20 protein-coding genes are annotated in these 22,135 nt (G+C 71.1%); 5 read left to right on the forward strand and 15 right to left on the reverse strand.

Features of this window, described 5'->3' with window-relative positions; genetic code table 11:
- Nucleotides 1-12: 12 nt before the first annotated feature.
- The 4 genes from AB0M30_RS00335 to AB0M30_RS00350 form a co-directional block, all read right to left on the reverse strand.
- Entirely contained in the window at nt 13-1,515 is a 1,503-nt protein-coding gene (locus AB0M30_RS00335; RefSeq protein ID WP_364578008.1) for a hypothetical protein, read from the reverse strand.
- Nucleotides 1,516-1,524: 9 nt separating this feature from the next.
- A complete protein-coding gene (locus AB0M30_RS00340) occupies nt 1,525-2,097 on the reverse strand; it encodes a DUF3558 family protein (RefSeq protein WP_364578010.1) in 573 nt (190 codons plus the stop codon).
- Nucleotides 2,098-2,100: 3 nt separating this feature from the next.
- Nucleotides 2,101-2,550 carry a hypothetical protein gene (locus AB0M30_RS00345; protein WP_364578012.1) on the reverse strand — a complete coding sequence of 150 codons (450 nt, stop codon included), beginning with the start codon at nt 2,548-2,550 and terminating at the stop codon, nt 2,101-2,103.
- A gap of 129 nt (nt 2,551-2,679) precedes the next feature.
- Complete coding sequence (locus AB0M30_RS00350) at nt 2,680-3,444, reverse strand: ESX secretion-associated protein EspG (protein ID WP_364578014.1); 765 nt, start codon at nt 3,442-3,444, stop codon at nt 2,680-2,682.
- A gap of 177 nt (nt 3,445-3,621) precedes the next feature.
- On the opposite strand from AB0M30_RS00350, the gene AB0M30_RS00355 reads away from it, so the two are divergent.
- Nucleotides 3,622-3,867, forward strand: coding sequence for a hypothetical protein (locus AB0M30_RS00355; RefSeq protein ID WP_364578015.1), 246 nt, complete (start codon nt 3,622-3,624; stop codon nt 3,865-3,867).
- Between the two features lie 54 nt (nt 3,868-3,921).
- On the opposite strand, the gene AB0M30_RS00360 is transcribed toward AB0M30_RS00355, so the two are convergent.
- Complete coding sequence (locus tag AB0M30_RS00360) at nt 3,922-5,841, reverse strand: glycosyltransferase (RefSeq protein ID WP_364578018.1); 1,920 nt, start codon at nt 5,839-5,841, stop codon at nt 3,922-3,924.
- 8 nt (nt 5,842-5,849) lie between these two features.
- The gene (locus AB0M30_RS00365; RefSeq protein WP_364578020.1) at nt 5,850-6,317 is read right to left on the reverse strand and encodes a GtrA family protein; all 468 of its coding nucleotides are present in this window, start codon (nt 6,315-6,317) and stop codon (nt 5,850-5,852) included.
- Between the two features lie 161 nt (nt 6,318-6,478).
- Between AB0M30_RS00365 and AB0M30_RS00370 the strand changes: the two genes are divergently transcribed.
- Both AB0M30_RS00370 and AB0M30_RS00375 read left to right on the forward strand, forming a co-directional pair.
- Nucleotides 6,479-7,813, forward strand: a complete 1,335-nt coding sequence (locus tag AB0M30_RS00370) for an FAD-binding oxidoreductase (protein ID WP_364578723.1) — start codon at nt 6,479-6,481, stop codon at nt 7,811-7,813.
- Nucleotides 7,810-8,565, forward strand: coding sequence for a decaprenylphospho-beta-D-erythro-pentofuranosid-2-ulose 2-reductase (locus tag AB0M30_RS00375; RefSeq protein ID WP_360166141.1), 756 nt, complete (start codon nt 7,810-7,812; stop codon nt 8,563-8,565). The genes AB0M30_RS00370 and AB0M30_RS00375 overlap by 4 nt, the downstream gene beginning before the upstream one ends.
- Before the next feature lie 207 nt (nt 8,566-8,772).
- Here AB0M30_RS00375 and AB0M30_RS00380 read toward each other — a convergent pair whose 3' ends face one another.
- From AB0M30_RS00380 to glf, 5 genes are all read right to left on the reverse strand, one after another.
- Nucleotides 8,773-10,290 carry a hypothetical protein gene (locus AB0M30_RS00380; RefSeq protein WP_364578023.1) on the reverse strand — a complete coding sequence of 506 codons (1,518 nt, stop codon included), beginning with the start codon at nt 10,288-10,290 and terminating at the stop codon, nt 8,773-8,775.
- A 75-nt stretch (nt 10,291-10,365) separates the two neighbouring features.
- A complete protein-coding gene (locus tag AB0M30_RS00385; RefSeq protein WP_364578026.1) occupies nt 10,366-11,130 on the reverse strand; it encodes a hypothetical protein in 765 nt (254 codons plus the stop codon).
- Between the two features lie 119 nt (nt 11,131-11,249).
- On the reverse strand, nt 11,250-12,209 hold the full coding sequence (locus AB0M30_RS00390) for a decaprenyl-phosphate phosphoribosyltransferase (protein ID WP_364578029.1): 960 nt from the start codon (nt 12,207-12,209) through the stop codon (nt 11,250-11,252).
- Nucleotides 12,206-12,724: a phosphatase PAP2 family protein gene (locus tag AB0M30_RS00395; protein ID WP_364578032.1), complete on the reverse strand. Its 519-nt coding sequence runs from the start codon at nt 12,722-12,724 to the stop codon at nt 12,206-12,208. Before AB0M30_RS00395 ends, AB0M30_RS00390 begins: the two co-directional genes overlap by 4 nt.
- Nucleotides 12,717-13,943, reverse strand: coding sequence for a UDP-galactopyranose mutase (gene glf / locus AB0M30_RS00400; RefSeq protein ID WP_364578034.1), 1,227 nt, complete (start codon nt 13,941-13,943; stop codon nt 12,717-12,719). The genes AB0M30_RS00395 and glf overlap by 8 nt, the downstream gene beginning before the upstream one ends.
- Before the next feature lie 79 nt (nt 13,944-14,022).
- On the opposite strand from glf, the gene AB0M30_RS00405 reads away from it, so the two are divergent.
- Nucleotides 14,023-16,032 carry a DUF6541 family protein gene (locus AB0M30_RS00405; RefSeq protein ID WP_364578036.1) on the forward strand — a complete coding sequence of 670 codons (2,010 nt, stop codon included), beginning with the start codon at nt 14,023-14,025 and terminating at the stop codon, nt 16,030-16,032.
- A gap of 134 nt (nt 16,033-16,166) precedes the next feature.
- Here the strand turns inward: AB0M30_RS00405 and AB0M30_RS00410 are convergent, their stop codons facing one another.
- Nucleotides 16,167-17,048 carry an LLM class flavin-dependent oxidoreductase gene (locus tag AB0M30_RS00410; RefSeq protein ID WP_103341640.1) on the reverse strand — a complete coding sequence of 294 codons (882 nt, stop codon included), beginning with the start codon at nt 17,046-17,048 and terminating at the stop codon, nt 16,167-16,169.
- Between the two features lie 96 nt (nt 17,049-17,144).
- Here AB0M30_RS00410 and AB0M30_RS00415 point away from each other — a divergent pair, with 96 nt between their 5' ends.
- Nucleotides 17,145-17,945, forward strand: coding sequence for an HAD family hydrolase (locus tag AB0M30_RS00415; protein ID WP_364578726.1), 801 nt, complete (start codon nt 17,145-17,147; stop codon nt 17,943-17,945).
- Between the two features lie 4 nt (nt 17,946-17,949).
- Here AB0M30_RS00415 and AB0M30_RS00420 read toward each other — a convergent pair whose 3' ends face one another.
- Genes AB0M30_RS00420 through AB0M30_RS00430 form a run of 3 tightly spaced genes read right to left on the reverse strand, consistent with a single transcriptional unit; the run spans nt 17,950 to nt 21,932 of the window.
- The gene (locus AB0M30_RS00420) at nt 17,950-18,678 is read right to left on the reverse strand and encodes a lysophospholipid acyltransferase family protein (protein WP_103341638.1); all 729 of its coding nucleotides are present in this window, start codon (nt 18,676-18,678) and stop codon (nt 17,950-17,952) included.
- 9 nt (nt 18,679-18,687) lie between these two features.
- Entirely contained in the window at nt 18,688-20,127 is a 1,440-nt protein-coding gene (locus AB0M30_RS00425; protein WP_364578037.1) for a hypothetical protein, read from the reverse strand.
- Nucleotides 20,124-21,932, reverse strand: coding sequence for a hypothetical protein (locus AB0M30_RS00430; protein ID WP_364578040.1), 1,809 nt, complete (start codon nt 21,930-21,932; stop codon nt 20,124-20,126). Before AB0M30_RS00430 ends, AB0M30_RS00425 begins: the two co-directional genes overlap by 4 nt.
- Nucleotides 21,933-22,135 lie beyond the last annotated feature (203 nt).

The raw sequence follows: 22,135 nt of genomic DNA on the forward strand, positions 1-22,135 counted from the left end.
GTTTGAGCAGGCTTATTCGCCGATGACCGGCGGCGCCGTGCGCAGGTCGGTGCCGAAGACCTCGTCGGGGTCACCCTCGACCAGGTAGGTCGGGCGCGAGTGCTCGGTGTCCTCGTCGCCTTCGCCCTTCTGGCCGCGGCCCAGGCCGCCGCCACCGGGACTCATGCCCCCGCGACCGGCGCCACCCGCACCCAGGCCGCCCATCCCGCGCCCCGCGGCCGCTTCCGCGGCCCCGATCCCGCCCGGCCGGGCGGCACCCGACGCGGCGCCCGCGCCCGTCGCGTTGCCGGCACCCGAGCCGCCGGGGCCGAAGCCGCCGCCACCGCGCCCGCCGCCGCCGCCGCCACCGCCACCACCGACCTTGGAGTTGTAGGCCTCGTCGCCGCCGAAGTTCATCCCGCCCATCGGCATCGGGCTCATCGGCATCCCGCCGAACTGCTGGTTCGAGTTCGACGTCGACGCGGCGGGGACCGAGCTGGGCGTGAAGCCGGACGGCGTGGTGCTGCCCGCGGGCACGAACCCGGACCCGGTGGTCGAGCCGGGCCCGGAGAAGGAGTGCCCGGCCGGGCTACCGAGCGGCCCCGAGGTGGTGCCGGACACGAAGCCCTGGGCGGTGCCGCCCGGGGTGTTCACCGAGTGCGAGCCCGGCACGTTGACGCTCGAGGGGTTGTTGATGCCGTTCTTGTCGCCGGTGCCGTTGGGGTCATCGCTGCCCCCGCCGGTGCTGAAGCTCGGCGGCGGCGCGAAGGCGGGCTGCTTGGAGGCGGCCTCGTAGAGGTTCTTGTCGTAGGTCGCCATGACGCCGGCGGCCTCGTCGTGCGCGGCCTGGCTGTCCTTCTGCTTCTGGATCGACTTGTCGACGTTGTCGGGCAGGTTGAAGGGGTTCGAGGTGGCCCAGCCCTTGAACTCGTCGGTCCAGCTGAACGGGATGGGCGCCGGCATGGAGTTCTTCGCCGTGGCGGCGGCCTGCCCCTGGTCGTAGATGGTTTCCGAGGCCAGCTTGGCGTTCTGGGAGTTGGCGTCGGACCACTTGCCGAGGCTGGTGAAGTACTGCTGCGCGTTCTCGGCGGCGCTGCCTTCCCAGGTGCCCTTCGAGGCGTTGACGGCGGTGTTCATCGACTGCGCGAACTTGTCGAAGACCTGGTGGACTTCGTGGTACGCGGTCGAGACTTCCGAAACCTGATCGACGTCCAGGTTGGTGTCCAGGTACCCCTTGAGCTGCGTGTGGTCGCTGCCCTTGTAGTCCGCGCTCGACGGGTTCAGACCCTGCACGTACTCGACGTCGCGGCCCTGGGTGGCATCCTTGACGTTCTTGTCGCCCATCTGCTGGGCCTGGTTCTTCGCCCGCGCCTGGGCCATCCACTGCTGCACCGCCCCGAACAACCAGTTGCCCGGGTCGACGCCTTCTTCGGCCTTCTGCTGGAGGTAGGCGTCGCGCTCGGCGGGCGCCATGTCCTGGACCTGCTGAGGCGTCTTGTCCTCGGTCTTCGGCCGCGGTCCCTGTTGCGTGGTCATCTGGGTCCCCTATCCCTTCGGCAGCCGCGGTTCGACGGCCTTCGCGACCGCCTCGGCGACCTGGCAGGCCTCGTCCGCCGAATCGGCACCGATCACCGCCACATCAACCCGAGACGAGTCGCCCACCGGCAGGGCGAGCGTGCAGGCCGGCAACGACGCACCGCCCGAGGCCTCCCTCGCCTTCCGGCCGTTGACGTCCTTGTCGACCACGCCACCGCCGGTGTCGTTGACCTGCGCGACCGACGCGGTGTCGCGGACGTTGACGCCGATCACCTTGGCGTTGTCACTCGCCGACGCGATCTTCTGCCGGTAACTGCAGGAACGCACGCCGCCGACCGTCTTGTTCAGCGGCTCGTTGAACTCGCCGTAGCCGCTCACGTCGCCCGCTTCCAGCAGCGAGCAGGCATCCGTGATCGACTGGGTCCCACCGCCACCGGAAGACGGGCTTTCCGGGGTTCCCGACTCGCCGGCCGAGGACGACTGGGCGGGTGACGCCGTTCCCCCTTGCGTCGTGGTGCACCCGGCGAGCAGCGTGCCGCCGGCCACGAGCGGAAGGAGAACCCGAACGAGAAGTTTCGTCATCCCTCAAGCCTGCTTGGTCTGAAGAGCGGAGAAGGCCTGGCTCTCCGTTTCCTTGTAGAGGCCCGCAGCCCTGGCGAGCGCCTCGTCCGCTTGCCTCGCGACCTCTCGGAGCTGCTGGAGAACGTGAGTCGCGCCACCGTCGGCGGCCGAGGCGCTCTTCTGGTCGTGCTTGGCGACGGCAAGCCCGTACGGGTGGTTCCCGAGTTGCGGGGTCTGGTCCAGCAGGAAGCTCTTGTACTGCAGTTCGCCGAGGTCGTTGACCAGTTCGGTCAGTGCGTCCCGGATCGGCTTCACACCTTCCGGCGTGATCTTGAAGCCGCCGCCCTTGGCCGCGTCGACCAGCTTCTGGGTCTCGGCTGTGACGCTCTTGACCGCGGCGTCCATCCCGGCCGAGGAGAGCGGGTTGACGATGTCGGCGATCGAGCCGCCGCCCCCGCCGTCAGCTATCAGCATCGCTGTTCCACCCCGAATCGCTTCGCCCGTGCGTGTGCACCCGGAAGTCTACTAGCCGGGCACCCAGCGCAACCGCCGTTCACCGATCTTCACCTTCGACGCAGCGGCGTGGCGAGCGGTTCCGTACCGTCAGAACTGGCCTTCGAGCTGGGCGTACAGCTGCTGGGCCAGCCGGGCGTTGTCGGCTGGGGCGTAGGTGATCCAGCGCTGGCCGTCGGCGGCCGCGCGGGAGGACATCAGCCAACGGCCGCTCGGGGTGTCGAACCAGGCCAGCGGGGGGAACGTGCCACCGCGCGTCTGCGCCGTGAACTGGCCCACGCGCTTCTTCGGCTCCTGGAAGACGCGCTCGATCATGCGGACCTGCGGGCCGCCGGCATTGCTGTGCGAGCGCGGGCCGGCGACGCCGGCGAACGGGTCGTACGTCTCGTCGCGGCGCTGGTGGCGGGGCTGCTGGACCGGCCGGGAAATCGTCACCGACTGGCCGGGCGCCGCCGGCGTCAGCGGGAGGAGGTCGACGATCGCCGGCACGATGCCGGTCGGGCGGACCTCCTCGAAGACGAGGAGGTTTTCCTCCTGGCGCGCGAGCACCGCGAACTGGCCGTCGGAGGCGACGCGCGCGAACAGGTGGCGGTCGCCCAGCTCGGCCGCCGCGTTGATGGCCACGCTCCCCCGGACGAACGTGGCCAGCGCCAGCTCGGCGTCCGCGTCGAGGCGGCCGCGGCTCCACAGCCCGCGGCCGGTCAGGTCGCGGACGACGGCGTCGCGGATCATCGCGCGCTGCTCGACGGTCGTGCCGACGTGCGGAACCTCGAACGGCGTCGGCGCGCGGCCGAGCCCGAGCTGTTCCAGCAGGATGTCCACCGCTGCCAGCGACAGCGAGAACGAGTGAGGCATCGCTTCCGTCCCCCCGGGGTCTTCCGGTCGTCGCCGAAAACGGTAGTCCACCGCGGGGACAACCGGGGCTTCGCCCCGGGCCGGGGGCTCCGCCACCCGGAACCCCCCCCCGAACGATAGCTCCGCCCTCAGCGAACCCGCTTGCCCGGCGAAGATCGGCGCTGGTCCGATGGACGCATGGCTGACCCGAAACCCGCCCTCGTCCTGCACCTCGCCACCGGCGGCGAACCGCTGCTGTTCGCGCTGACCAGCGAAGAATCCGGGAAGCTGGCGGGCAAGCTCGCCCAGCTCGTCAAGACCGGCGCCGTCGAATCGGTGACCACCAAGGCCGACTCGGTGGTCGCGATCAACTTCGCCCACGTCGCCGCCGCGTACATCGACGACCTCAACCGCAAGAGCACCGTGTTCGGCATGCACGCCTGACACGGCGAAGGCCGCCTCACGAGAACGTGAGACGGCCTTCGCGGGAGCCCGTGATCAGAGCTTGTACAGGCGCTTCCAGTTCTCGCGCGAGGTGAGCTCGGGCATGGCCCGCTTGTACTGCTCCTGCACCGCCGCGCCTTCCTTGCGCAGCCGCTGGATGACCTTCACGCCCTGCTTGGCCAGCGCGAACATCTTCACCCGGTCGTAGGACCGGACGCGGACGCCTTCCTGGCTCGCGTCGGTGACCACGGCGGTGTTGAACAGCGCGATGTGCCACCAGTTGGCCTCGTCGATCGGCACCGCGCCGAGCCCGAAGCGGCTGCGGCCGAGCAGCCGGTCGAGGACGCGCCTGATCAGCACCACGCGCTGCAGGCTGGGCCGCGGCGAGCTGTTGATGATGCCGATGTCGTTGGACGCGATGCCCGGGACGTCGGTCGCCTTGTGGCGCTTGGTCTCCGGGTAGTCGTCGCGGATGCGGCGGATCTCCTTCATCGCCTCGACCCCGCCGTCACGCAGGATCTCGGGGCCCTTCAGGAAGTCCTCGACGGCCTTGATCAGCGTCGCCGACAGGCCGTACTGCATGCCGAGCAGGTAGCGCACCAGCTGCGCGATCAGCACCCGCGAAAGCAGGTTCAGGTTGAACGGCGAGTGCAGGGCCGCGGTGATGATCGAGTTGCGCAGGTTGAAGTACCGGTGCCACTCGTCCCAGTCCTTCATGTGGAAGTCCGCGTGCCACACGCCCGCACCCGGCAGCGTGACGGTCGGGAAACCGTGCGCGCGGGCCCGGTAGGAGTACTCCGCGTCGTCCCACTGGAAGAAGAACGGCAGCGGGTAACCGCTGGCCTGGACGACCTCGTAGGGGATCAGGCACGACCACCAGCCGTTGTAGCCCGCGTCGAGCCGGCGCTCCTGGCGGTTCGGCTTCAGCGTCTCCTCGTCCACGCCGAGCAGGTCGGCGGTGGACAGCGAGTGCTCGACCGGCTGGCCGGGCTCGAGCGTGTTGAGCCGCGCGTACTCGGCGCCGACGTGCAGCTGGTTCGGGTGGAACAGGTTGAGCATCTGGCCGCCGACGATGATCGGGTTGGCGGCGCGGTTGGAGAACGCCGTCATCCGGATGACCAGGTCCGGCTCGAGCAGGACGTCGTCGTCCATGAACAGGACGTTCGCGTGCTCGGTCGCGGTGTGCCCGGCCACCTCGAAGAGGCCGCGGGTGAAGCCGCCGGCGCCGCCGAGGTTCGGCTGCTTGATGTAGTGCAGCTTGTCGGCGAGGTCCTTGGCGACCTGCTCGAAGCCGTCGCGCGACTCGACGAGGTCGGTGCCCTGGTCGGCGACGTAGATCGCGTCCAGGGTCTCCAGCGAGGAGACGTCCGCGGCGAGGGCCTGGAGGTTCTTCAGGCAGTCGTCGGCGCGGTTCATCGTGCAGATGGTCACCGCGGTCGGGCGGATCTTCTCCGGCGCTTCGACTGTCCAGCGGACCTGCTCGACGCGCAGCGTCTGGCCACCCTCGGTCTCGAGGTCGAGCCAGAGCGCGCCGCCGTCGTAGAACTTGTCCAGCTTGCCGGTCAGCGACACCTTCGCCTGCTTGGCGTCCTTGACCTGCTCGGCGGCCACCACACGGGGCTCGCCCTCGACGTCGGAAGCGCCCATCGACAGCAGCCCGGTGCCGGTGACGACGGCCTCGACCGAGACCTCGGTCACCGTGGTCCAACGCTGCCAGTAGCTGGCCGGGAACCGGCCGAAGTACGTGTTGCCCGACACCTTGGAGGCGGGCTCGAGGGCGATCGACGCCCGCTCCCGCACGGCCGCGCCCCACAGGAGCTCGGCGTACAGGTCCTTGCTGACGATCGGCGCCGGGCCGGCGTAGAGCCCGCGCTGCGCCGTCAGGCGACCCTGCGGAGTGTGCTCGGTGAACCGCGTCTCGGTGGCCGTGCCGGCTTCGGTGGTCGGCGCCGGGGTGGCTGTTTTACCGGGCATCTGGTTCCTCAGTTCTCCTCAGTCGACGGCTCGCGGAAGACGACCCACTTGAGCATCACGAAATTGATCACGGTGGCGGTGGCCTGCGACACGGCCCAGCACAGGGTGTGCTGCCAGGCGGACTCCGGCAGCACGTTCAGCATCAGCTGGTTCACCCCGACCGCGACGAAGAACGTCACGGTGTAGAGCAGGACGAACGAGCCGACCTGCGCCTTCCCGTCGCGGCGACCCCCGGCGAAGGTGAACTTCCGGTTCAGGAAGAACGCCGTGGTCGTGCCCACGATGAAAGAGATAGCGCGGGCGATGTCGACCCACGGTGAGGTGGCCATCCCGGCCACCTGGGTCAGCAGCGTGTAGGTGCCCAGGTCGACGAGGGCGCAAAAGCCCCCGATCAGGGCGAAGCGGACGAGCTGGCCCAGCAGTCCCACGGAGGACTGCCCAGCCGTTGCCTCGGCTTGCGGATCGGTCGCCACCACTGCATTACCTCGTCACCTGTGTCATGGTCACCCGCGCGGGCGCTTGTGCCTTGATGCGCAAAGTGTAGAAGCGAGCACTTCAGGGTCACGTTCCGGGCGGTATTCGGCGTGGCTACCCTGGTCGGGTGACCCAAGCACCCAACACACAGCGTCGCACGCTCATGGGCTGGGCGCGGACCGCACCGACCACCGCCGACGTGCTGACCACCGCCGATGTGGAGGTGATCGCCCGCGCCGTGGCCCAGGCCGGTGAGCGCGGCGTCATCGCCCGCGGCCTCGGCCGCTCCTACGGCGACCCCGCGCAGAACGCCGGCGGCCTCGTCGTCGACATGACGGCGCTGAACCGGATCCACTCGATCGACCCGGACTCCGCCCTCGTCGACGTCGACGCCGGCGTGAGCCTCGACCAGCTGATGCGCGAGGCGCTGCCGTACGGCCTGTGGGTCCCGGTGCTGCCGGGCACGCGCCAGGTGACCGTCGGCGGCGCGATCGCCAACGACATCCACGGCAAGAACCACCACAGCGCGGGCAGCTTCGGCAACCACGTCGTGTCGATGGACCTGATCACCGCCGACGGGCAGCTCCGCACGCTGACGCCGGAGGGCCCGGACGCCGAGCTGTTCTGGGCGACCGTGGCCGGCATCGGGCTGACCGGCATCATCGTCCGGGCCAAGATCCGGATGACCAAGACCGAGACCGCGTACTTCCTCGCGGACAACGAGCGCACGAACAACCTCGACGAGACCCTGGAGCTGGTCAGCAACGGCTCCGACGACAACTACACGTACTCGTCGGCGTGGTTCGACACGATCTCCACCGGCTCGAAGCTCGGCCGCGCCGCCTTCGGCCGCGGCTCGCTCGCAAAGCTGGACGAACTGCCGCCGAAGCTGCGCGCGAACCCGCTGAAGTTCGACGCTCCGCAGCTGGCGACGCTGCCGGACGTCTTCCCGAACGGCCTGGCCAACAAGCTGACCTTCGGCGCGATCGGCGAGCTGTACTACCGCAAGACGCCGAAGGCGGCCCGCGGCGTGATCCAGAACCTGACGGCCTTCTACCACCCGCTCGACATGTTCGGCGAGTGGAACCGCGCCTACGGCTCGAAGGGCTTCCTGCAGTACCAGTTCTCGACCCCGCTGAACGCGCACGAGCCGCTGCGGAACATCGTCCGCAAGATCGCCGAGTCGGGGCACGTGTCCTTCCTCAACGTCTTCAAGCGCATGGGCGAGGGCAACGCGGCGCCGCTGTCGTTCCCGCACCCGGGCTGGATGGTCTGCGTCGACTTCCCGATCAAGGACGGCCTCAGCCGGTTCTGCCAGGAGCTCGACGAAGACGTCCTCGAGCTGGGCGGGCGGCTGTACACCGCGAAGGACTCGCGCACCTCGCCCGAGACGTTCGCGAAGATGTACCCGCGGCTCGAAGAATGGCGCAAGGTCCGCGCTTCCATCGACCCCGAAGGCGTTTTCGCCTCTGACATGAGCCGGAGGCTCGAACTGTGATCGACGCGGTGGGCAACCCCCAATCCCTGCTCCTGCTCGGCGGCACGTCCGACATCGCGCTGGCGATCGCCGAGAAGTACCTGGCCGAGAAGCCGCTGCGCGTGGTGCTGGCCGCCCGGCCGTCGCCGCGCCTCGACGCGGCCGCGCAGCGCCTCAAGGACCGCGGCGCCGAAGTGTCGACTGTGGACTTCGACGCCAAGGACACGGCGGCTCACCCGGCCGTGCTGGCCAAGGCGTTCGACGGCGGCGACATCGACGTGGCGGTCGTGGCGTTCGGCCTGCTCGGCGACCCCGAAGAGGTCTGGCAGGACCACGCGAAGGCGGTCGAGCTGGCCACGGTGAACTACACCGCGGCGGTGTCGGTCGGGGTCGCGCTGTCGGAGAAGCTCAAGGCCCAGGGCCACGGCACGGTGATCGCGCTGTCGTCGGTGGCGGGCGAGCGCGTCCGCCGTTCCAACTTCGTCTACGGCTCGACGAAGGCCGGTTTCGACGGCTTCTACCTGGGACTCGGCGAGGCGCTGGCGCCGTTCGGGGTCAAGGTGACGGTCGTCCGCCCCGGGCACGTCAAGACGAAGATGACCGAGGGCCTCAAGGACGCTCCCCTGGCCCAGACGGCCGAGCAGGTCGCCGAGATCGCCGTCGGCGCGGCCCGCGCGGGCAAGGACCTCGTGTGGGCGCCGGCGCCGTTCCGCCTGGTGATGTCGGCGCTGCGGCACGTCCCGCGGCCGATCTTCCGCAAGCTCCCGATCTGACGTCAGGCGTCGTCGAAGGCCCGGACCGCGAGGGCCGGGTCTCGGCGAAGAACTTCACCACGCGCACCTTCTCGACCCCGCCCAGCGGCCGGGTCGCGGAGAGCGGCCGGCGCAGGACGGCGACGACGTTCGTCTCCATGTTCTGCGCCATCACCAGCTCCTCGTCGCCCCAGACGACCGCGGCTGGGCCGCCGTGGCATCAGCGGCTCAGCCGCCGATGGCGTGGGCGGGGACGAGGTAGAGGTTCTGGCTGCCCACCCACGGCGAGTCGATGTGCCAGCTCGCCAGCGCGGCCGGCGGCGGGGTGCGGCGGGTCGTCGCCAGGACCAGGTCCGGGCTGGCCGGGGCGACGCTGTGGTCGAAGTTGTGGAAGTTGGCCTCCAGCAACGCCCGGCCGAGGTCGTCGCTGCGGCGCTTGGTCTCGGTGATCGCCGGGTCGACCGCGCCGCGGTCGGAGAACTCGTCGACCAGTTCGCAGTCGCACGCGTACGCCAGCGCGCCCACCTCGCCCGCCGTCTCGACCTTGCGGCCGTGGGCGATCGCCGCCAGCTCGTGGCCGATTTCGCGGTACTCCGTCGTCGACGCGTGGTTGCTCGTGATCGGGGCGAACTGGCGGGGCACGCCCGGCAGCGCGTACACCGCGACGCTCGCCGCGAGGACCGCGCCGGCCACCGTCCACGTCCCGCGCCTGACGCGCTCCGGGACCGCCGACGCGCAGGCGGCGAGGAAGATCGTCGCGCCGATGATGCTCGGCGCGTAGTACCAGTGGTAGGGCGGCACGCCCAGCCGGCTGTAGGCCAGGTAGTGCAGCGCGCCGGCGACGGCGAGCGCCGCGAACGGCGTCAAGCGGCGGGCCGTTCCGGAACCGCGGCGGTACTGCACGATCCAGGCCACCCCGGCCAGGGCGGCCAGCACCAGCGGCAGGAACGAAAGGGTGGCCGCGGCCGGGAAGTTGCGCCAGTACAGCAGCGGGCCGTTGGTGAAGCTGAACGGTCCCCACGACTGCTGGCTGATCTTGATGACGAGCGTGTCCGGCACCGCCGAGCCGAGCACCACCCAGCTGAACCCGAACCAGGGCAGCGTGACGGCGAGGGCCGCGAAGATCGTCTGCCAGATGCCGGCCCAGAACTCACGGCGGGCGGCGAACAGCACCGCGGCGATCAGCAGCAGATCGATCCGGACGAGCGCGAGCAGCCCGATCACCACGCCCAGGCGGCCGGCCCGGCGCTCCCCCGCGTAGACCAGCGTCCACACGACGCCGGCGGCGCCGAGCGCCACCTCCAGGCCGATCGAGGACAGCAGCAGCGGGTTGACCAGCAGCAGCGCGAACGTCAGCGGCGCGAACGCGGGCGGCAGGCCGGTGCGCTCGCCCAGCCGGCGCAGGCCCAGCACGAGCAGCACCTGCGCGGCGACGAACACGACACCGGCGGCCAGCACGGCGTCGCGCACCACGAACGTGACCGCGCCGAGGGCCAAGACGTTCAGCGGCGACGTCGCGGTGTTGGCCGTGCCCTGCTCGATCAGGCCCCAGTGGCCGTGGAAGGCGAGGTTCTTCGCGTAGGACAGCGTGATGTAGGTGTCATCGATGAGATGGCTGCTGACCAGCGCGAACACCAGCGCGGAGGCGGCCGCGGCGCCCGCCGGCAAGGCCCACGAGCGGGCGAGGGGGATGACCGCCGGCAGCGCGCGGACGGCTTTGGGGAGTTCTGCGGAGGCGCTTCGCATCCGGGCCACCGTACCCCGCTCGTGATGCTTCTGTGATCTGAGCGGAGTACGGGTGGCCCAAGCCACAGTCAGGGATCAGATGCCGTCCCCCGCGCCGGGGCCGGCGTTGCCGCGGCCGCCGAAGCCTGGGCCACGGCCGTCGAAGCCCTGGCCGGGGCCGTCGTACTGGCGGTGGACGCCGGGCCGGCCATCCCGCGGGCCGTGGTGGCTCGCGGCGGCGATCCCGCCGACGATGCCGCCGCCGACGAGCATGCCGAACACCCCGACGGCGACGAGCTGGGTCGCGCGGTGGCCGGCGAACCGCCGGAAGCCACCGGCCGGCCGTGCGGCTGCCGGCGGCGGCCCCCAGGCGGCGTAGTGCGGCCCGGGGCCGGGCTGGGAGAGCTGCGGGGTCGGCGGCGGCTGCTGACCGTGGACGGCGGTCTGGTCAGCGGCCTGGGCGGCGGTCTGATCGGCCGGAGTGGCTCCGGCCGCCTGGCCGGGAGCCGCGGGGCCGGTCGCACCCGGCGCGGCGGCCGTTCCGGCAGGAGGCGCGGCCTCCGGCCCGGTCGCACCCGGCGCGGCGGCTGCTGCTCCAGCAGCAGGCGCGGCAGGCGTGCCCTCCGGCGCGGTCACACCCGGCGCCGCGGCTGCTGCTCCAGCAGCAGGCGCGGCAGGGGCAGCGGGCGTGGCCGCCGGCTGGTCCGGCCGCGCGGGCTCGGAAGCGGGCGTCGCCGGGTGGGTCGGCGCCGCGGTGGGGGTGTCGATGGCCGCCGTTGGCTGGGTGGCCTCGGTCGGGTGCGCGACAGTCGGCTGCCCGGCTCCGTCCGGGGCCTGCTGCTCGCGCGGCTGGTCGTTCATGGTCGCTCCTGGGGTCACGGGGACGGGCGCAGTGCCCGCCCCCACCACCTCAGGGTGCGTCGCTCAGCTGTGTACGACCTGAAGCGAACCTGTCGATCCGCAATGAGTCACGCAATGAGTCACAGGTAGAACGCCAGGAACAGCGTGATCACCCAGCTCGCGCCCAGCACCTGCAGGATGCGGTCCTTGAGCGCGATCTCCTCGGGCTCGCCCGCGATGCCGCCGTCGACGTCCACCGCGTAGCGCAGCACCGCCACCAGGAACGGCACCATCGAGATGAGCGCCCACACCGAGTTGTGCTCGGTCTGGCGGATCTCGAACGCCCACAGGCAGTACGACATGATCAGGATCGCCGCCGACGTCGCCCAGACGAACCGCAGGTAGCTGGCCGAATACTTCTTCAGCGAGGAGCGGATCTTCGCGCCGGTCCGCTCGAACAGCATGATCTCCGCGTAGCGCTTGCCCGCCACCATGAACAGCGAGCCGAACGCCGTGACCAGCAGGAACCACTGCGAAAGCGCGATGCCGCCCGCGACGCCGCCGGCGATGGAACGCATCAGGAAGCCCGAGCCGACGATGGCCAGGTCGACCACCGGCTGGTGCTTGAGGCCGAAGCAGTAGCCGAGCTGGACGGCCTCGTAGACGCCCAGCACGACCGCCAGCTGCCAGCTGGCGAGGAACGACACGCCGAGGCCGGCCAGGAAGAACACGACCGCGGCCCCGTACGCGACGGGGACCGGCACGATCCCGGCCGCGATCGGCCGGTTGCGCTTGGTCGGGTGGGCCCGGTCGGCCTCGACGTCGATCGCGTCGTTGATCAGGTAGACCGAGCTCGCCGTCAGCGAAAAGGCCACGAAGGCGATGATCGCGTCGATCAGGAGACCGGTGCGGTCGGTCGACTTCGAGAACGCGAAGAACGGGGCCGCGAAGACCAGGACGTTCTTCACCCACTGCCGCGGCCGCGCCGTCTTGATGACGCCGCCGACCAGGCCGAACTTCCCACGTGCCGCAGTCGGCTCAACAGCCTCGGCAGTCACGGCAGTTTCGTCGCTGTTGCGCTGCTCGGTCGTCTCGCTCATGGGTTCTTCTTCAGCTTCCGTCGTATCAGACCACCGACGAGCCCCCCGAGAGCTGCACCGGCCACAACGTCTGTCGGATAGTGAACGCCGAGCACGAGCCTCGAGGCCAGCATCGGCGGTACCAGGGCGGGCACCAGGTTACGCCCGGTCAATCCGGAGTAGAGCACCGCCGCCGCCGTGGTGGACGTCGCGTGCGACGACGGGAAGCTCAGCTTGCTCGGCGTGCCGACCAGGACCTCGACGCTCGGGTGGTCCGGTCGCGGGCGCCTGACCACGCGTTTCACCGCGATGGAGGCGGCGTGCGCGCCGACGACCCCCGCCGAAGCGATCAGCCAGTCCTTGCGCCGCTTCTTGTCGACGACGGCGCCGAGCAGGCCCAGGCCGAACCAGCCGAGAGCGTGCTCGCCGAAGTGCGACATGCCGCGCGCAGCCTTCACCGAAGCTTCACTCTTCAGAAAGCCCTGCGCCTTCGCCAGGACGGCCACCTCGCCGGTGGGCTGCCCCTTCTCAAGCATCGAGGGACCCGTCGAGCGGCGCGCCGTCGGTCAGGTGCGGGGCGATCTTGTTGTCGAACGCCGACAGCGCCGAGCCGATGGCCATGTGCATGTCGAGGTACTTGTACGTGCCCAGCCGGCCGCCGAACAGCACGTTCTTCTCGCGGGCCTCGGCCTTGGCCAGTTCGCGGTAGGCCTCGAGCTTCTCGCGGTTCTCCGGGGTGTTGATCGGGTAGTACGGCTCGTCTTCGTCGGTCGCGAAGCGGGAGAACTCGCGGAAGATGACCGTCTTGTCCTTGGGGTAGTCCCGCTCCGGGTGGAAGTGCCGGAACTCGATGATGCGGGTGTAGGGCACTTCCTGGTCGTTGTAGTTGACGACCGAGGTGCCTTGAAAATCACCGCAGTCACTCCTCACCTCGGACTCGAAGTCGACGGTGCGCCAGGTGAACCGGCCCGCCGAGTAGCCGAAGTAGCGGTCCAGCGGCCCGGTGTAGACGGTCGGGGTGCCCGCCGGGATGTGCTCGCGGACGTCGAAGTAGTCGACGTTCAGCCGGATCTCGATGTTCTCGTGCTCGGCCATCTTCTCGAGCCACGCGGTGTACCCGTTGACGGGCAGGCCCTCGTAGGTGTCGTTGAAGTACCGGTTGTCGAAGTTGTAGCGGACCGGCAGGCGCGTGATGATGTTCTCGCCCAGGTTCTTGGGGTCGTTCTCCCACTGCTTCGCCGTGTAACCGCGGATGAACGCCTCGTAGAGGGGGCGCCCGACCAGCGAGATCGCCTTCTCCTCGAGGTTCTGCGCGGCGGAGGTCTCGAACTCCGACGACTGCTTCGCGATGAGCTCGCGGGCCTCGTCGGGGGTGTGCGACTTGCCGAAGAACTGGTTGATCAGGGCCAGGTTCATCGGGAACGAGTAGACCTGGTCCTTGACCCGCGCGAAGACGCGGTGCTGGTAGTTCGTGAACTCGGTGAACCGGTTCACGTACTCCCACACCCGCTTGTTCGAGGTGTGGAACAGGTGCGCCCCGTACTTGTGCACCTCGATCCCGGTCTCCGGGTCGGGCTCCGAGTAGGCGTTGCCGCCGAGGTGGCTGCGCCGCTCGAGGATGAGGACCTTCTTGCCCAGCTCGGCCGCGGCCCGTTCGGCGACGGTCAGGCCGAAGAAACCGGACCCGACGACGACGAGGTCGTAACCTGCGAAATCGTCTTCAGTAATCTTGGCGGGGTTCGTGTGCGCGCTCACGGGCGTCGAGGGTACGCAGGTCGCTGACCCGGCCCGCACCCGACTATCACATTTCGGCCTACGACACACCTGGAAAGCAGTGCCTGCACCCGAGGACTTCTGGAGCTACTTCGCCGCGGTGGCCACCTACCTGGCCGTACTCGCGGTGCCTGGCGGCGTCGTCGGGTGGGCCGCCGGTCTCCGCGGCTGGGCCCTCGCCGGGCTCGCGCCGCTGCTCAGCTACGCCATCACCGGCCTGGCCGGCCCGTGGCTGGCCATCGCCCACATCCCGTACGGCTCGCTCAGCGTCGCCGCGGGCACGCTGCTGCTCGCCGCCGTGCTCTACGGCCTGCGCCGGCTCTTCACCGGGCGTGGCTGGTCGACGCCGGGGGCCGAGGAGCCGGCGGAGCCGTGGACCCGCCGGGCGCACCTGGCCGTCGGGGCCTGCGTCGCGATCGCCGTCGCCGTGTCGGTCGCCGTGGTGGTCACCGGCCGCGGCGGGACGACCGCGGTGTTCCAGCGCTGGGACACCGTGTTCCACGCGAACGGCATCCGCTACATCGCCGAGACCGGCGACGGCTCCCTGACCGGCATGGGCACCATCAACTGGTACCCCGGCGGCTCCTTCTACCCGAACGCCTACCACCTGGTCGGCGCCCTGGTCTACGAGCTGTCCGGGACGTCGATCCCGGTCACGCTGAACGCGATCACGATGCCCATCGCCGGGCTGTTCGCGCTGGCCATGGCCGCGTTGGTGCGCCAGCTCGGCGGCCGCGCGGTGTTCGCCGGCAGCGCCGCGCTGGTCGCGGGCGGCGCGACGACCGGGGCGTACGAGTCGGTGTCGAGCGGCCTGCTGCCCTTCGCGCTCGGCATCGTGCTGACGCCGCTGGCGGTGATCGCGCTGCAGCGGTTCGTCGCGCGGCCGGGCGTGGACACCGGCGCGGTGCTCGCGCTGAGCGCGACCGGCCTGCTCGCCGCGCACTCGAGCGCGTTGTTCGGGGCGCTCCTGTTCGCCTTCCCGCTGGTGGTGCAGCGCTGGTACCGGGCGCTGCGCGGCCGCCGCGTCGACGGCGTTCCCGAGGGCAGGCGCGCCTGGCGGGTCGTCGGCGGCGACGTCCTGCGCATGGTCCCGGTGATGGTGGCGGCGGGCGTGCTGGCCGCGCCGATGATCCTGGGCGCGCTCACCTTCACGTCCGGGTCGTACCCGTACCACCCCTGGGGCTCCCACATGGCGGTGTGGAAGGCCCTGGCGATGCTGGCGACGTTCAAGCAGGTGCTGCCGGTGCCGCAGATCTGGCTGACGGTGTTCCTCGCGATCGGCGTGTTCACGCTGGTGCGGCTGCGGCGGATGCGCTGGCTGGTGCTCTCGGCGATCGGGCTGTCCACGCTGTTCGTCCTCGTCGCGTGCTTCGGCGGCGAGGAGTGGGTGATCAGCCTGTCGCGGCCGTGGTGGAACGACCGGTTCCGGCTGATGGCGCTGGCGGCGATCCCGCTGTGCCTGCTCGCCGCGCACGGCATGAGCGAGGCCCAGCAGTGGCTGGCGAAGGTCGCGAGCGGACGTGCGTGGGTGCGCGCGCGGCCGTGGCTGACCGGCCGGGTCGGGCTGGCGACGGCGGTGCTGCTGGTCGTGGCGATGGGCGTGCTGACCGGCGGGTTCTACCGCGCGGCCAACGCCAAGACGGTGTCGCTGCTCTACTACAACGGCCTGCCCGGCGAGGTGGTCCCGCCGGTCAGCCAGGACGAGATCGACGCGATGGACCGCCTCGGCACGCTCGGCATCCCGGCCGGCCAGAAGGTGCTCAACGACCGGCTCGACGGCACGGCCTGGATGTACGCCCTGACCGGCGTGCACCCGGTCGCCGGCCACTACGACGCGGGCGTGGCCCCTCCGGACGCCCTCTACCTGGCCGAGCACTTCGCCGACTACGACAGCGACCCGCAGGTGCGCGCGGCCGTTCACCGGCTCGACGTCCACTACGTGCTGGTGGGCAGCGGCACCATCCGCCGGGACACGCCCATCGCGCCGGGCCTGCGGCACCTGGACGGGCACGACTTCCTCGAAGTCGTGTACCGGAACCCGGGTGCGACCATCTACCGGATCGTGAAGTAGAACGCCCTCGTGGCCGCGGCGCCCCTCCGCGGCCACGAGGGCCCCCGCACCCCCGGGGTGGTCTCGTCTGCAAAGTACCGACGCCCGGGACGCGACAATCGGTTTCCCGATCACCGCAATGTCACTCGTTCGGACTAGTGGAGCTCCGGCAGGACGTCGCTCGCGACCTGCTCCAGCACGGCTTCCCGGCCCTCGTAGGGCGACGACGACCGCGGCCAGTGCGAGATGACGTCGGTGAAGCCCAGCTCCCGCGCCCGGCCCACCGCGTCGCGGAACGCCTCGACGCTGGTCAGCGAAAAGACCGGCGACGCGTCCAGGCTGAGGTGCCGCTGGATGCTCGCCCGCTCGCGGCCCACCGCGTCCAGCCGCTGGTCGAAGACCTCGGTGAGCTGCTTGATGCCGGCCCACCACTCGTCGGCGGTGTCGCCGCCCTTGCCGGTGGTCACCCAGCCCGCGCCGAAGCGCGCGGCGAGGGTCATCGTGCGCGGCCCGTTCGCCGCGACGACGAACGGCAGCCGCGGCCGCTGGACCGGTCCGGGCAGGTTGCGGGCCCCGCGGGCCCGGTAGTACTCGCCGTCGAAGTCGAACTTGTCGGTCATGAGCAGCCCGTCGAGCGCCTCGACGAACTCGGTGAAGCGGTCCACGCGCTGCTTGGGCGTCAGCTCGGGGGCGTCGAGCACCGCGCCGTCGTAGTGGTGGTGGTCGACACCCGCGCCGACGCCGAGGACGAGGCGGCCGTCCGAGACGTCGTCGAGGGTGTTCAGCTCGCGCATGAACGGCACGGGGTGCCGGGCGACCGGCGACGCGACGAACGTGCCGAGCCGGATGCGGGACGTCACCATCGCCGCCGCGGTCAGGGTCGGGACGGCGGAGAACCAGGGTCCGTCGACCAGGTTGCGCCAGCCCAGGTGGTCGTAGGTCCAGGCGTGGTCGAAGCCGTACTCCTCGGCCGCGCGCCACTTCGGCTCGGCGGCCCACCAACGATCTTCCGGAAGAATCACGATGCCAACTCGCACAGGTCCGGACGCTATCGGTTACCACCGGCCGTCGCACGGACGGGGAAGTCTTCCCCCGAACGAGTCAGGGACAATGGCCGGGTGGAGAGACCCCAGTTGATCGCGTCCGACGTCGACGGCACCCTGCTCGGCCCCTCCGAATCCCTGACCGGCCGCACGATCGCGGCCGTCCGCCGGGCGATCGAGGCGGGAGTGCCGTTCGTCCTGGCCAGCGGCCGCCCGCCGCGGTGGATCGCCCCGATCGCGAAGCCGCTCGAGCTCACCGGGTACGCGGTGTGCGCGAACGGCGCGGTCCTGTACGACTGCGGCCGCGAAGAGATCATCGAGGTGCACGGGCTGCTCCAGCCCACGCTGCTGCACGACATCGCGCACGCGCTCGACAAGGCGCTGCCGGGTTGCCGGCTGGCGACCGAGCGCGTCAGCACCGGCGCGGTCGACCACGACATGCGCAACTTCGTGATCGAGCCGGACTACCACAACCCGTGGGGTGACGGCGAAGGCCGCACCGGGCCGCGGGCCGAGGTCCTCGGGCACCCCGCGATCAAGCTGCTGGTCAGCCACCGCGGGATGTCGTCCCAGGAGATGGCGGACGCGGTCAACGCGCTGTTCGACCGGGACGTCGACGTGACGTACTCGTCGTCGGGCGGCCTGGTCGAGGTGTCCGCGCACGGCATCACCAAGGCGACCGGCCTCGCCGACGTCGCCGAGCGGCTGGAGGTCGACCCCGCGCAGGTGATCGCGTTCGGCGACATGCCCAACGACGTCGAGATGCTCCGCTGGGCGGGCCACGGCGTCGCGATGCAGAACGGGCACCCGAAGCTGCTCGCGGTGGCCGACGAGGTCACCGGCCCGGCCGGCGAGGACGGCGTCGCGCAGGTCCTCGAACGCTGGTTCTGAAGTTCTAGTGGCGGTCGAGCTCGGCCGCTTCGGCCGGGGTCGGCGCCGTGCCGCCCAGGTGGGCGGGCAGCCACCAGCGGTCCTCGTCGGACGCCGGCTGGTCCGGGTACTCGGCCTGGGCCCGGTCGAGCAGCGCGCTCATCCGGGTGCGCAGCTCCTTCGTCACGACGTCCCAGTCGTCACCCTTCGCCGGGTGCATCGGCTCGCCGATGAGGATCGAGACGGGCACGTGCCGGCGGGTCAGGTCCTTCGGCCGGCCCTTCGTCCAGAGCCGCTGGGTGCCCCACAGCGCCATCGGCACCACCGGGACGTGGGCCGCCGCGGCCATCCGGACGGCGCCCGACTTGATCTCCTTGACGGTGAACGACCGGCTGATGGTGGCTTCGGGGAAGACGCCGACGACCTCGCCGGACTGCAGCTTCCCGAGCGCCTCGCGGTAGGAGGCGAGCCCGGCGGAGCGGTCGACGGAGATGTGGTGCATCCCGCGCATCAGGGGCCCGGCGATGCGGTTGTCGAAGATCTCCTTCTTCGCCATGAACCGCGTCAGCCGCTTGGCCGGGCGCGCGCCGAGGCCGCAGAAGATGAAGTCCAGGTAGCTCACGTGGTTGCAGGCGATGACCGCACCGCCGCGGCGCGGGATGTGCTCCGCACCTTCGATCCGGATGCGGTTGTCGAGTACCCGGAACATCGTCCGGGCCGCCGCGATCACGGGCGGGTAAACCAGGTCAGCCATCCGGCAAGGTTACGGGACCGTAGGTTCGGAACGGCGGTTCAGCGGGGAAGAACACAATACGAGCGCGATCAGCAGCGCGAACAGCGCGACGGACTGGTGCTTGATGCCCTCGATGCCGTCGCCCAGCGCCGCCGTGCCGAACTGCGTCACCGAGACGGCGAGCAGGAACGCCGGCACGACCCCGAGCGCGGTCCGGCGCTGTCGCCAGGCCCTGACCAGCACGAACAGCCAGATCGGCACCAGCGCGAACAGCCCGAGCGTGGCGATCAGGCCGGTCAGCCACGACACCACCGGCACCCGGTGCTCCTGGGCGTGCGGCGGGAAACCGGCGCTCTGGTCGAAGCTGCCGAGGTAGTCCGGCCGCGCGGTGAGCTGGTCGGTCGCGGCGCGGTCGAGCACCTCGAGGGTCCGGCCCGGGTGGGTGGCGAAGTACGTCACGACGTTCCGGCGGCTGATCTTGTCGCGGTATTGCGCGTACAGCGGGTCCATCGTGGCCGGGTGCGGGTGCCACCAGCCGTTGCCCGCGTACTGCGCGAACGTCGGCGGTAGCCCGAGCTCGGCCAGGTCGGCCCGGGTGTCGTGCCGCCCGTCGACGATGTTGAGGAAGATCGAGTTGAAGACGTTGATCTCGCGCGAGTCGTCGCCCGGGAACTCGGTGTACGTGCCGTCAGGAGCTCGCGCGGGCTCAACGCTCTGCTGCGCGTAGAGCGTGACAGCGCCGATCGCGCCGATGACCAGCACCGCCGACGCCCACCGCTTGACCCCGCGCAGCGCGCCCGGCCGGACCAGCAGGATCGCCAGGGCGAGGATCGGCAGGATGATCAGCGTCTGGACCTTGGCGTTGACCGCCAGGACACCGCCCACGAACGTCACCGCCATGCCCACGTGGCTCCACAGGCCCTCGCGCGCGGTCAGGAGCAGGCCACCGGCGGCGAGCAGCAGGCCGAGGAAGGCCGCGCCTTCGCCGAGGATCGCCGCGAAGTACCCGAAGAACGCCGAATCCGCGACGACCAGCAGGAGCCCGGCCGCCACGAACAGCCGGATCCGGCGCGGGTGCGGCAGGCCGAGCACGATCGCGGTGATCGCCGCCGCCGCGATGACGCTGCTCAACAGGCCCAGGATGACGAGGCTCAGCGTGCCGGGGAGACCGAGCAGCCGGCCGATCCGGACGGCCAGGTCCGCGAGCCAGCTCTGCGTGAGCAGGTACGTCGGGCGGCACGGCGGCGTCCCCGGCGCGGGCGTGTAGGCGAGGTGGACGAACGGCTCGGGCAGGCCCTTCCAGGTGATCCCGGCACCGCACAGCACCCGGCCGCCGTCGCCGTTGTTGGACATCGCGATCGGCCGCGGCACCAGGAACCGCACCACGAACAGGGCGAGCGACGTGCCGAACACCCCGAGCCCGAGCCGCGCCTCCGCGCTCAGCTGCCGGTCCGGGGCCTCGAGCTTCACGAAGGACAGGGTACGTAGCGGAAGTCCGGCCCCTGGTCGAGGTCGGCGACCAGGGTCTTCACCTGTTCCGCCCGCGGGTACACCGAGACCCAGTAGGGGGTGCCGACGCGGCGGAAGGTCGCCACCTCGTACTTGCCCGCGTAGACCGGGTCGATCGCGCAGTGCTGGCGGTCGGCGTAGCCGCCGTCGGCGGGCACGGCGACGGTCGGGCGGCGGACGTTGACGACGTAGTCGTAGTCGGTCGCGATGCCGCCGTCGTGCCGTCCTTCGCGGGCGATGTGGTCGTCGGTGCGGCCGAGGACGTCGATGACGAGCAGCTGCCCGCCGTGGGCGGCGAGCGCGCCGGGCGCGGCGGTGCTGACCACCGACCCGGGCGGCAGGTAATCGCCCAGCCAGCCGCCGATTTCGGCGAGCTCGGTGCCGTGTGAGTGCCAGACGCGGACGCGGTCGAGCATCTCGGGGCTGAAGACCGAGACGAGGATCGCGATCCCGGCCAGCCCGCAGGCGGTGACCGGCACCAGCCGCGCCCCACCGGCCCCCGGCTTCGGCCGCGGCGACGGCTTGGTCACGACGTTCACGGTCAGCACGCCGTACGTCCCCGCGGCCGCGACGGCGAGCAGCGGCGGCAGCGGGGCCAGCAGCCGCCACGACGGGCCCGGATCGCCGCCGATGAGCACCGCGGCCGCGGCCAGCCCGGCGGCCATCGCGAACAACAGCCAGAGCAGGGCCCGGGCCTCGACGGCGGTGCCCACCACGGCCTCGCCCCGGGCCGGGGACTCCGCCACCCGGGAAGCAGCTGTGCCCACCGCGGCTTCACCCCGAGCCGGGGGACCTGCCTCCCGGGACCCGCGAACCGCGGCTGCGCCCACCACGGCATCGCCCCGAGCCGCCGTTTCGGTGCGCCGCAGCACCAGCGCGACCGCGGCGACCAGCCCCAGCAGCAGGAATCCCTGGTGCGCCAGTGCGAACCCGGACAGGTACGGCCAGCCGGCGGCGACACGCGCGCCGAGCGTCCCGCCGAGCTTCGCGGCCAGCGGCGCGGGGACGAAGTGCTGGTAGAACGTCGCGCGCCAGGCCAGCCGCGGGATCAGGAAGACCAGCGCGCTCTGCGCGTACCCGACCGGCGCCCACCAGCTGTGCCTCCGCTTGAGCGCGGCGCCGACCAGCCACAGGCCGGCCAGCACGGCGACCACCAGGCCTTCCGGGCTGGTCATGACGGCGAACGCGACGAGCACCCCGGCCACGACCGGGCGGCGCGCGGCGAGCGCGTAGCCGGTGGCCAGGACGAGCAGCACGAACAGCGGGACTTCGGAGCCCGAGGCCCCGTACACGGCGAGGCCGCCGGCGCTCGCGGTGAGCACCGCGGCGGCGACGCCGATCGCCGGGCGCGGCGCGGCGCCGTCCGGGGCGGCCGCGGCGACGATCCGGTTGACCAGGAAGCAGGACACGAGCACGCAGCCGAGCGCGGCGACGACCCCCAGGACGACGGCCGTGGTGCGGACGTCGGCCCCGAACGCGGCGCGGGGCAGCGCGACCAGCACCAGCCAGAGAAAGTTCGTGTACCCCTCGACGCGTTCACCGGGGTTGAAGACCGGGCCGTTACCGTCGGCGATGTTCTGCGCGTAGCGGAACGTGACGAGCGCGTCCTCGGTGACGGTCGCGAACAGCAGCTGGTGCAGCAGGGAAAGCCCGAGGACGAGGGTGAGGACGAAGGCGCGCCAGCCGCGGTCGGCGTCGAGGCGGTGCCAGGTCAGCACCACGATCCCGGCGACGACCAGCCACGCCACCACGACCGCGTAGACCACCCGGCCCCCTCCACCTCGTCACCGCACCCGCCCGGCCGGTTCCCCGGCCAGGTTATCGGTCCTCGGCGGCGAGGCGTTTCCCGTGAGCCGAGCACAGGCCCGAATTGGGGGTGGATCACTTCGCCGGCGACAGTCAATCAGGGAAATTCACCGCCCAGAATAACCCGAACGGGTGCCGCCTCCGACGGTTGAAGTGACGTCCC

The organism is Amycolatopsis sp. NPDC051716, from assembly GCF_040681595.1.
Classification (GTDB): domain Bacteria; phylum Actinomycetota; class Actinomycetes; order Mycobacteriales; family Pseudonocardiaceae; genus Amycolatopsis.

Coding starts and splice junctions, on each gene's coding strand:
- AB0M30_RS00335 (WP_364578008.1), bottom strand. CDS start 1,515: ATGACCACGCAACAGGGACCGCGGCCGAAGACCGAGGACAAGACGCCT.
- AB0M30_RS00340 (WP_364578010.1), bottom strand. CDS start 2,097: ATGACGAAACTTCTCGTTCGGGTTCTCCTTCCGCTCGTGGCCGGCGGC.
- AB0M30_RS00345 (WP_364578012.1), bottom strand. CDS start 2,550: ATGCTGATAGCTGACGGCGGGGGCGGCGGCTCGATCGCCGACATCGTC.
- AB0M30_RS00350 (WP_364578014.1), bottom strand. CDS start 3,444: ATGCCTCACTCGTTCTCGCTGTCGCTGGCAGCGGTGGACATCCTGCTG.
- AB0M30_RS00355 (WP_364578015.1), top strand. CDS start 3,622: ATGGCTGACCCGAAACCCGCCCTCGTCCTGCACCTCGCCACCGGCGGC.
- AB0M30_RS00360 (WP_364578018.1), bottom strand. CDS start 5,841: ATGCCCGGTAAAACAGCCACCCCGGCGCCGACCACCGAAGCCGGCACG.
- AB0M30_RS00370 (WP_364578723.1), top strand. CDS start 6,479: ATGGGCTGGGCGCGGACCGCACCGACCACCGCCGACGTGCTGACCACC.
- AB0M30_RS00380 (WP_364578023.1), bottom strand. CDS start 10,290: ATGCGAAGCGCCTCCGCAGAACTCCCCAAAGCCGTCCGCGCGCTGCCG.
- AB0M30_RS00385 (WP_364578026.1), bottom strand. CDS start 11,130: ATGAACGACCAGCCGCGCGAGCAGCAGGCCCCGGACGGAGCCGGGCAG.
- AB0M30_RS00390 (WP_364578029.1), bottom strand. CDS start 12,209: ATGAGCGAGACGACCGAGCAGCGCAACAGCGACGAAACTGCCGTGACT.
- AB0M30_RS00395 (WP_364578032.1), bottom strand. CDS start 12,724: ATGCTTGAGAAGGGGCAGCCCACCGGCGAGGTGGCCGTCCTGGCGAAG.
- AB0M30_RS00420 (WP_103341638.1), bottom strand. CDS start 18,678: ATGGCTGACCTGGTTTACCCGCCCGTGATCGCGGCGGCCCGGACGATG.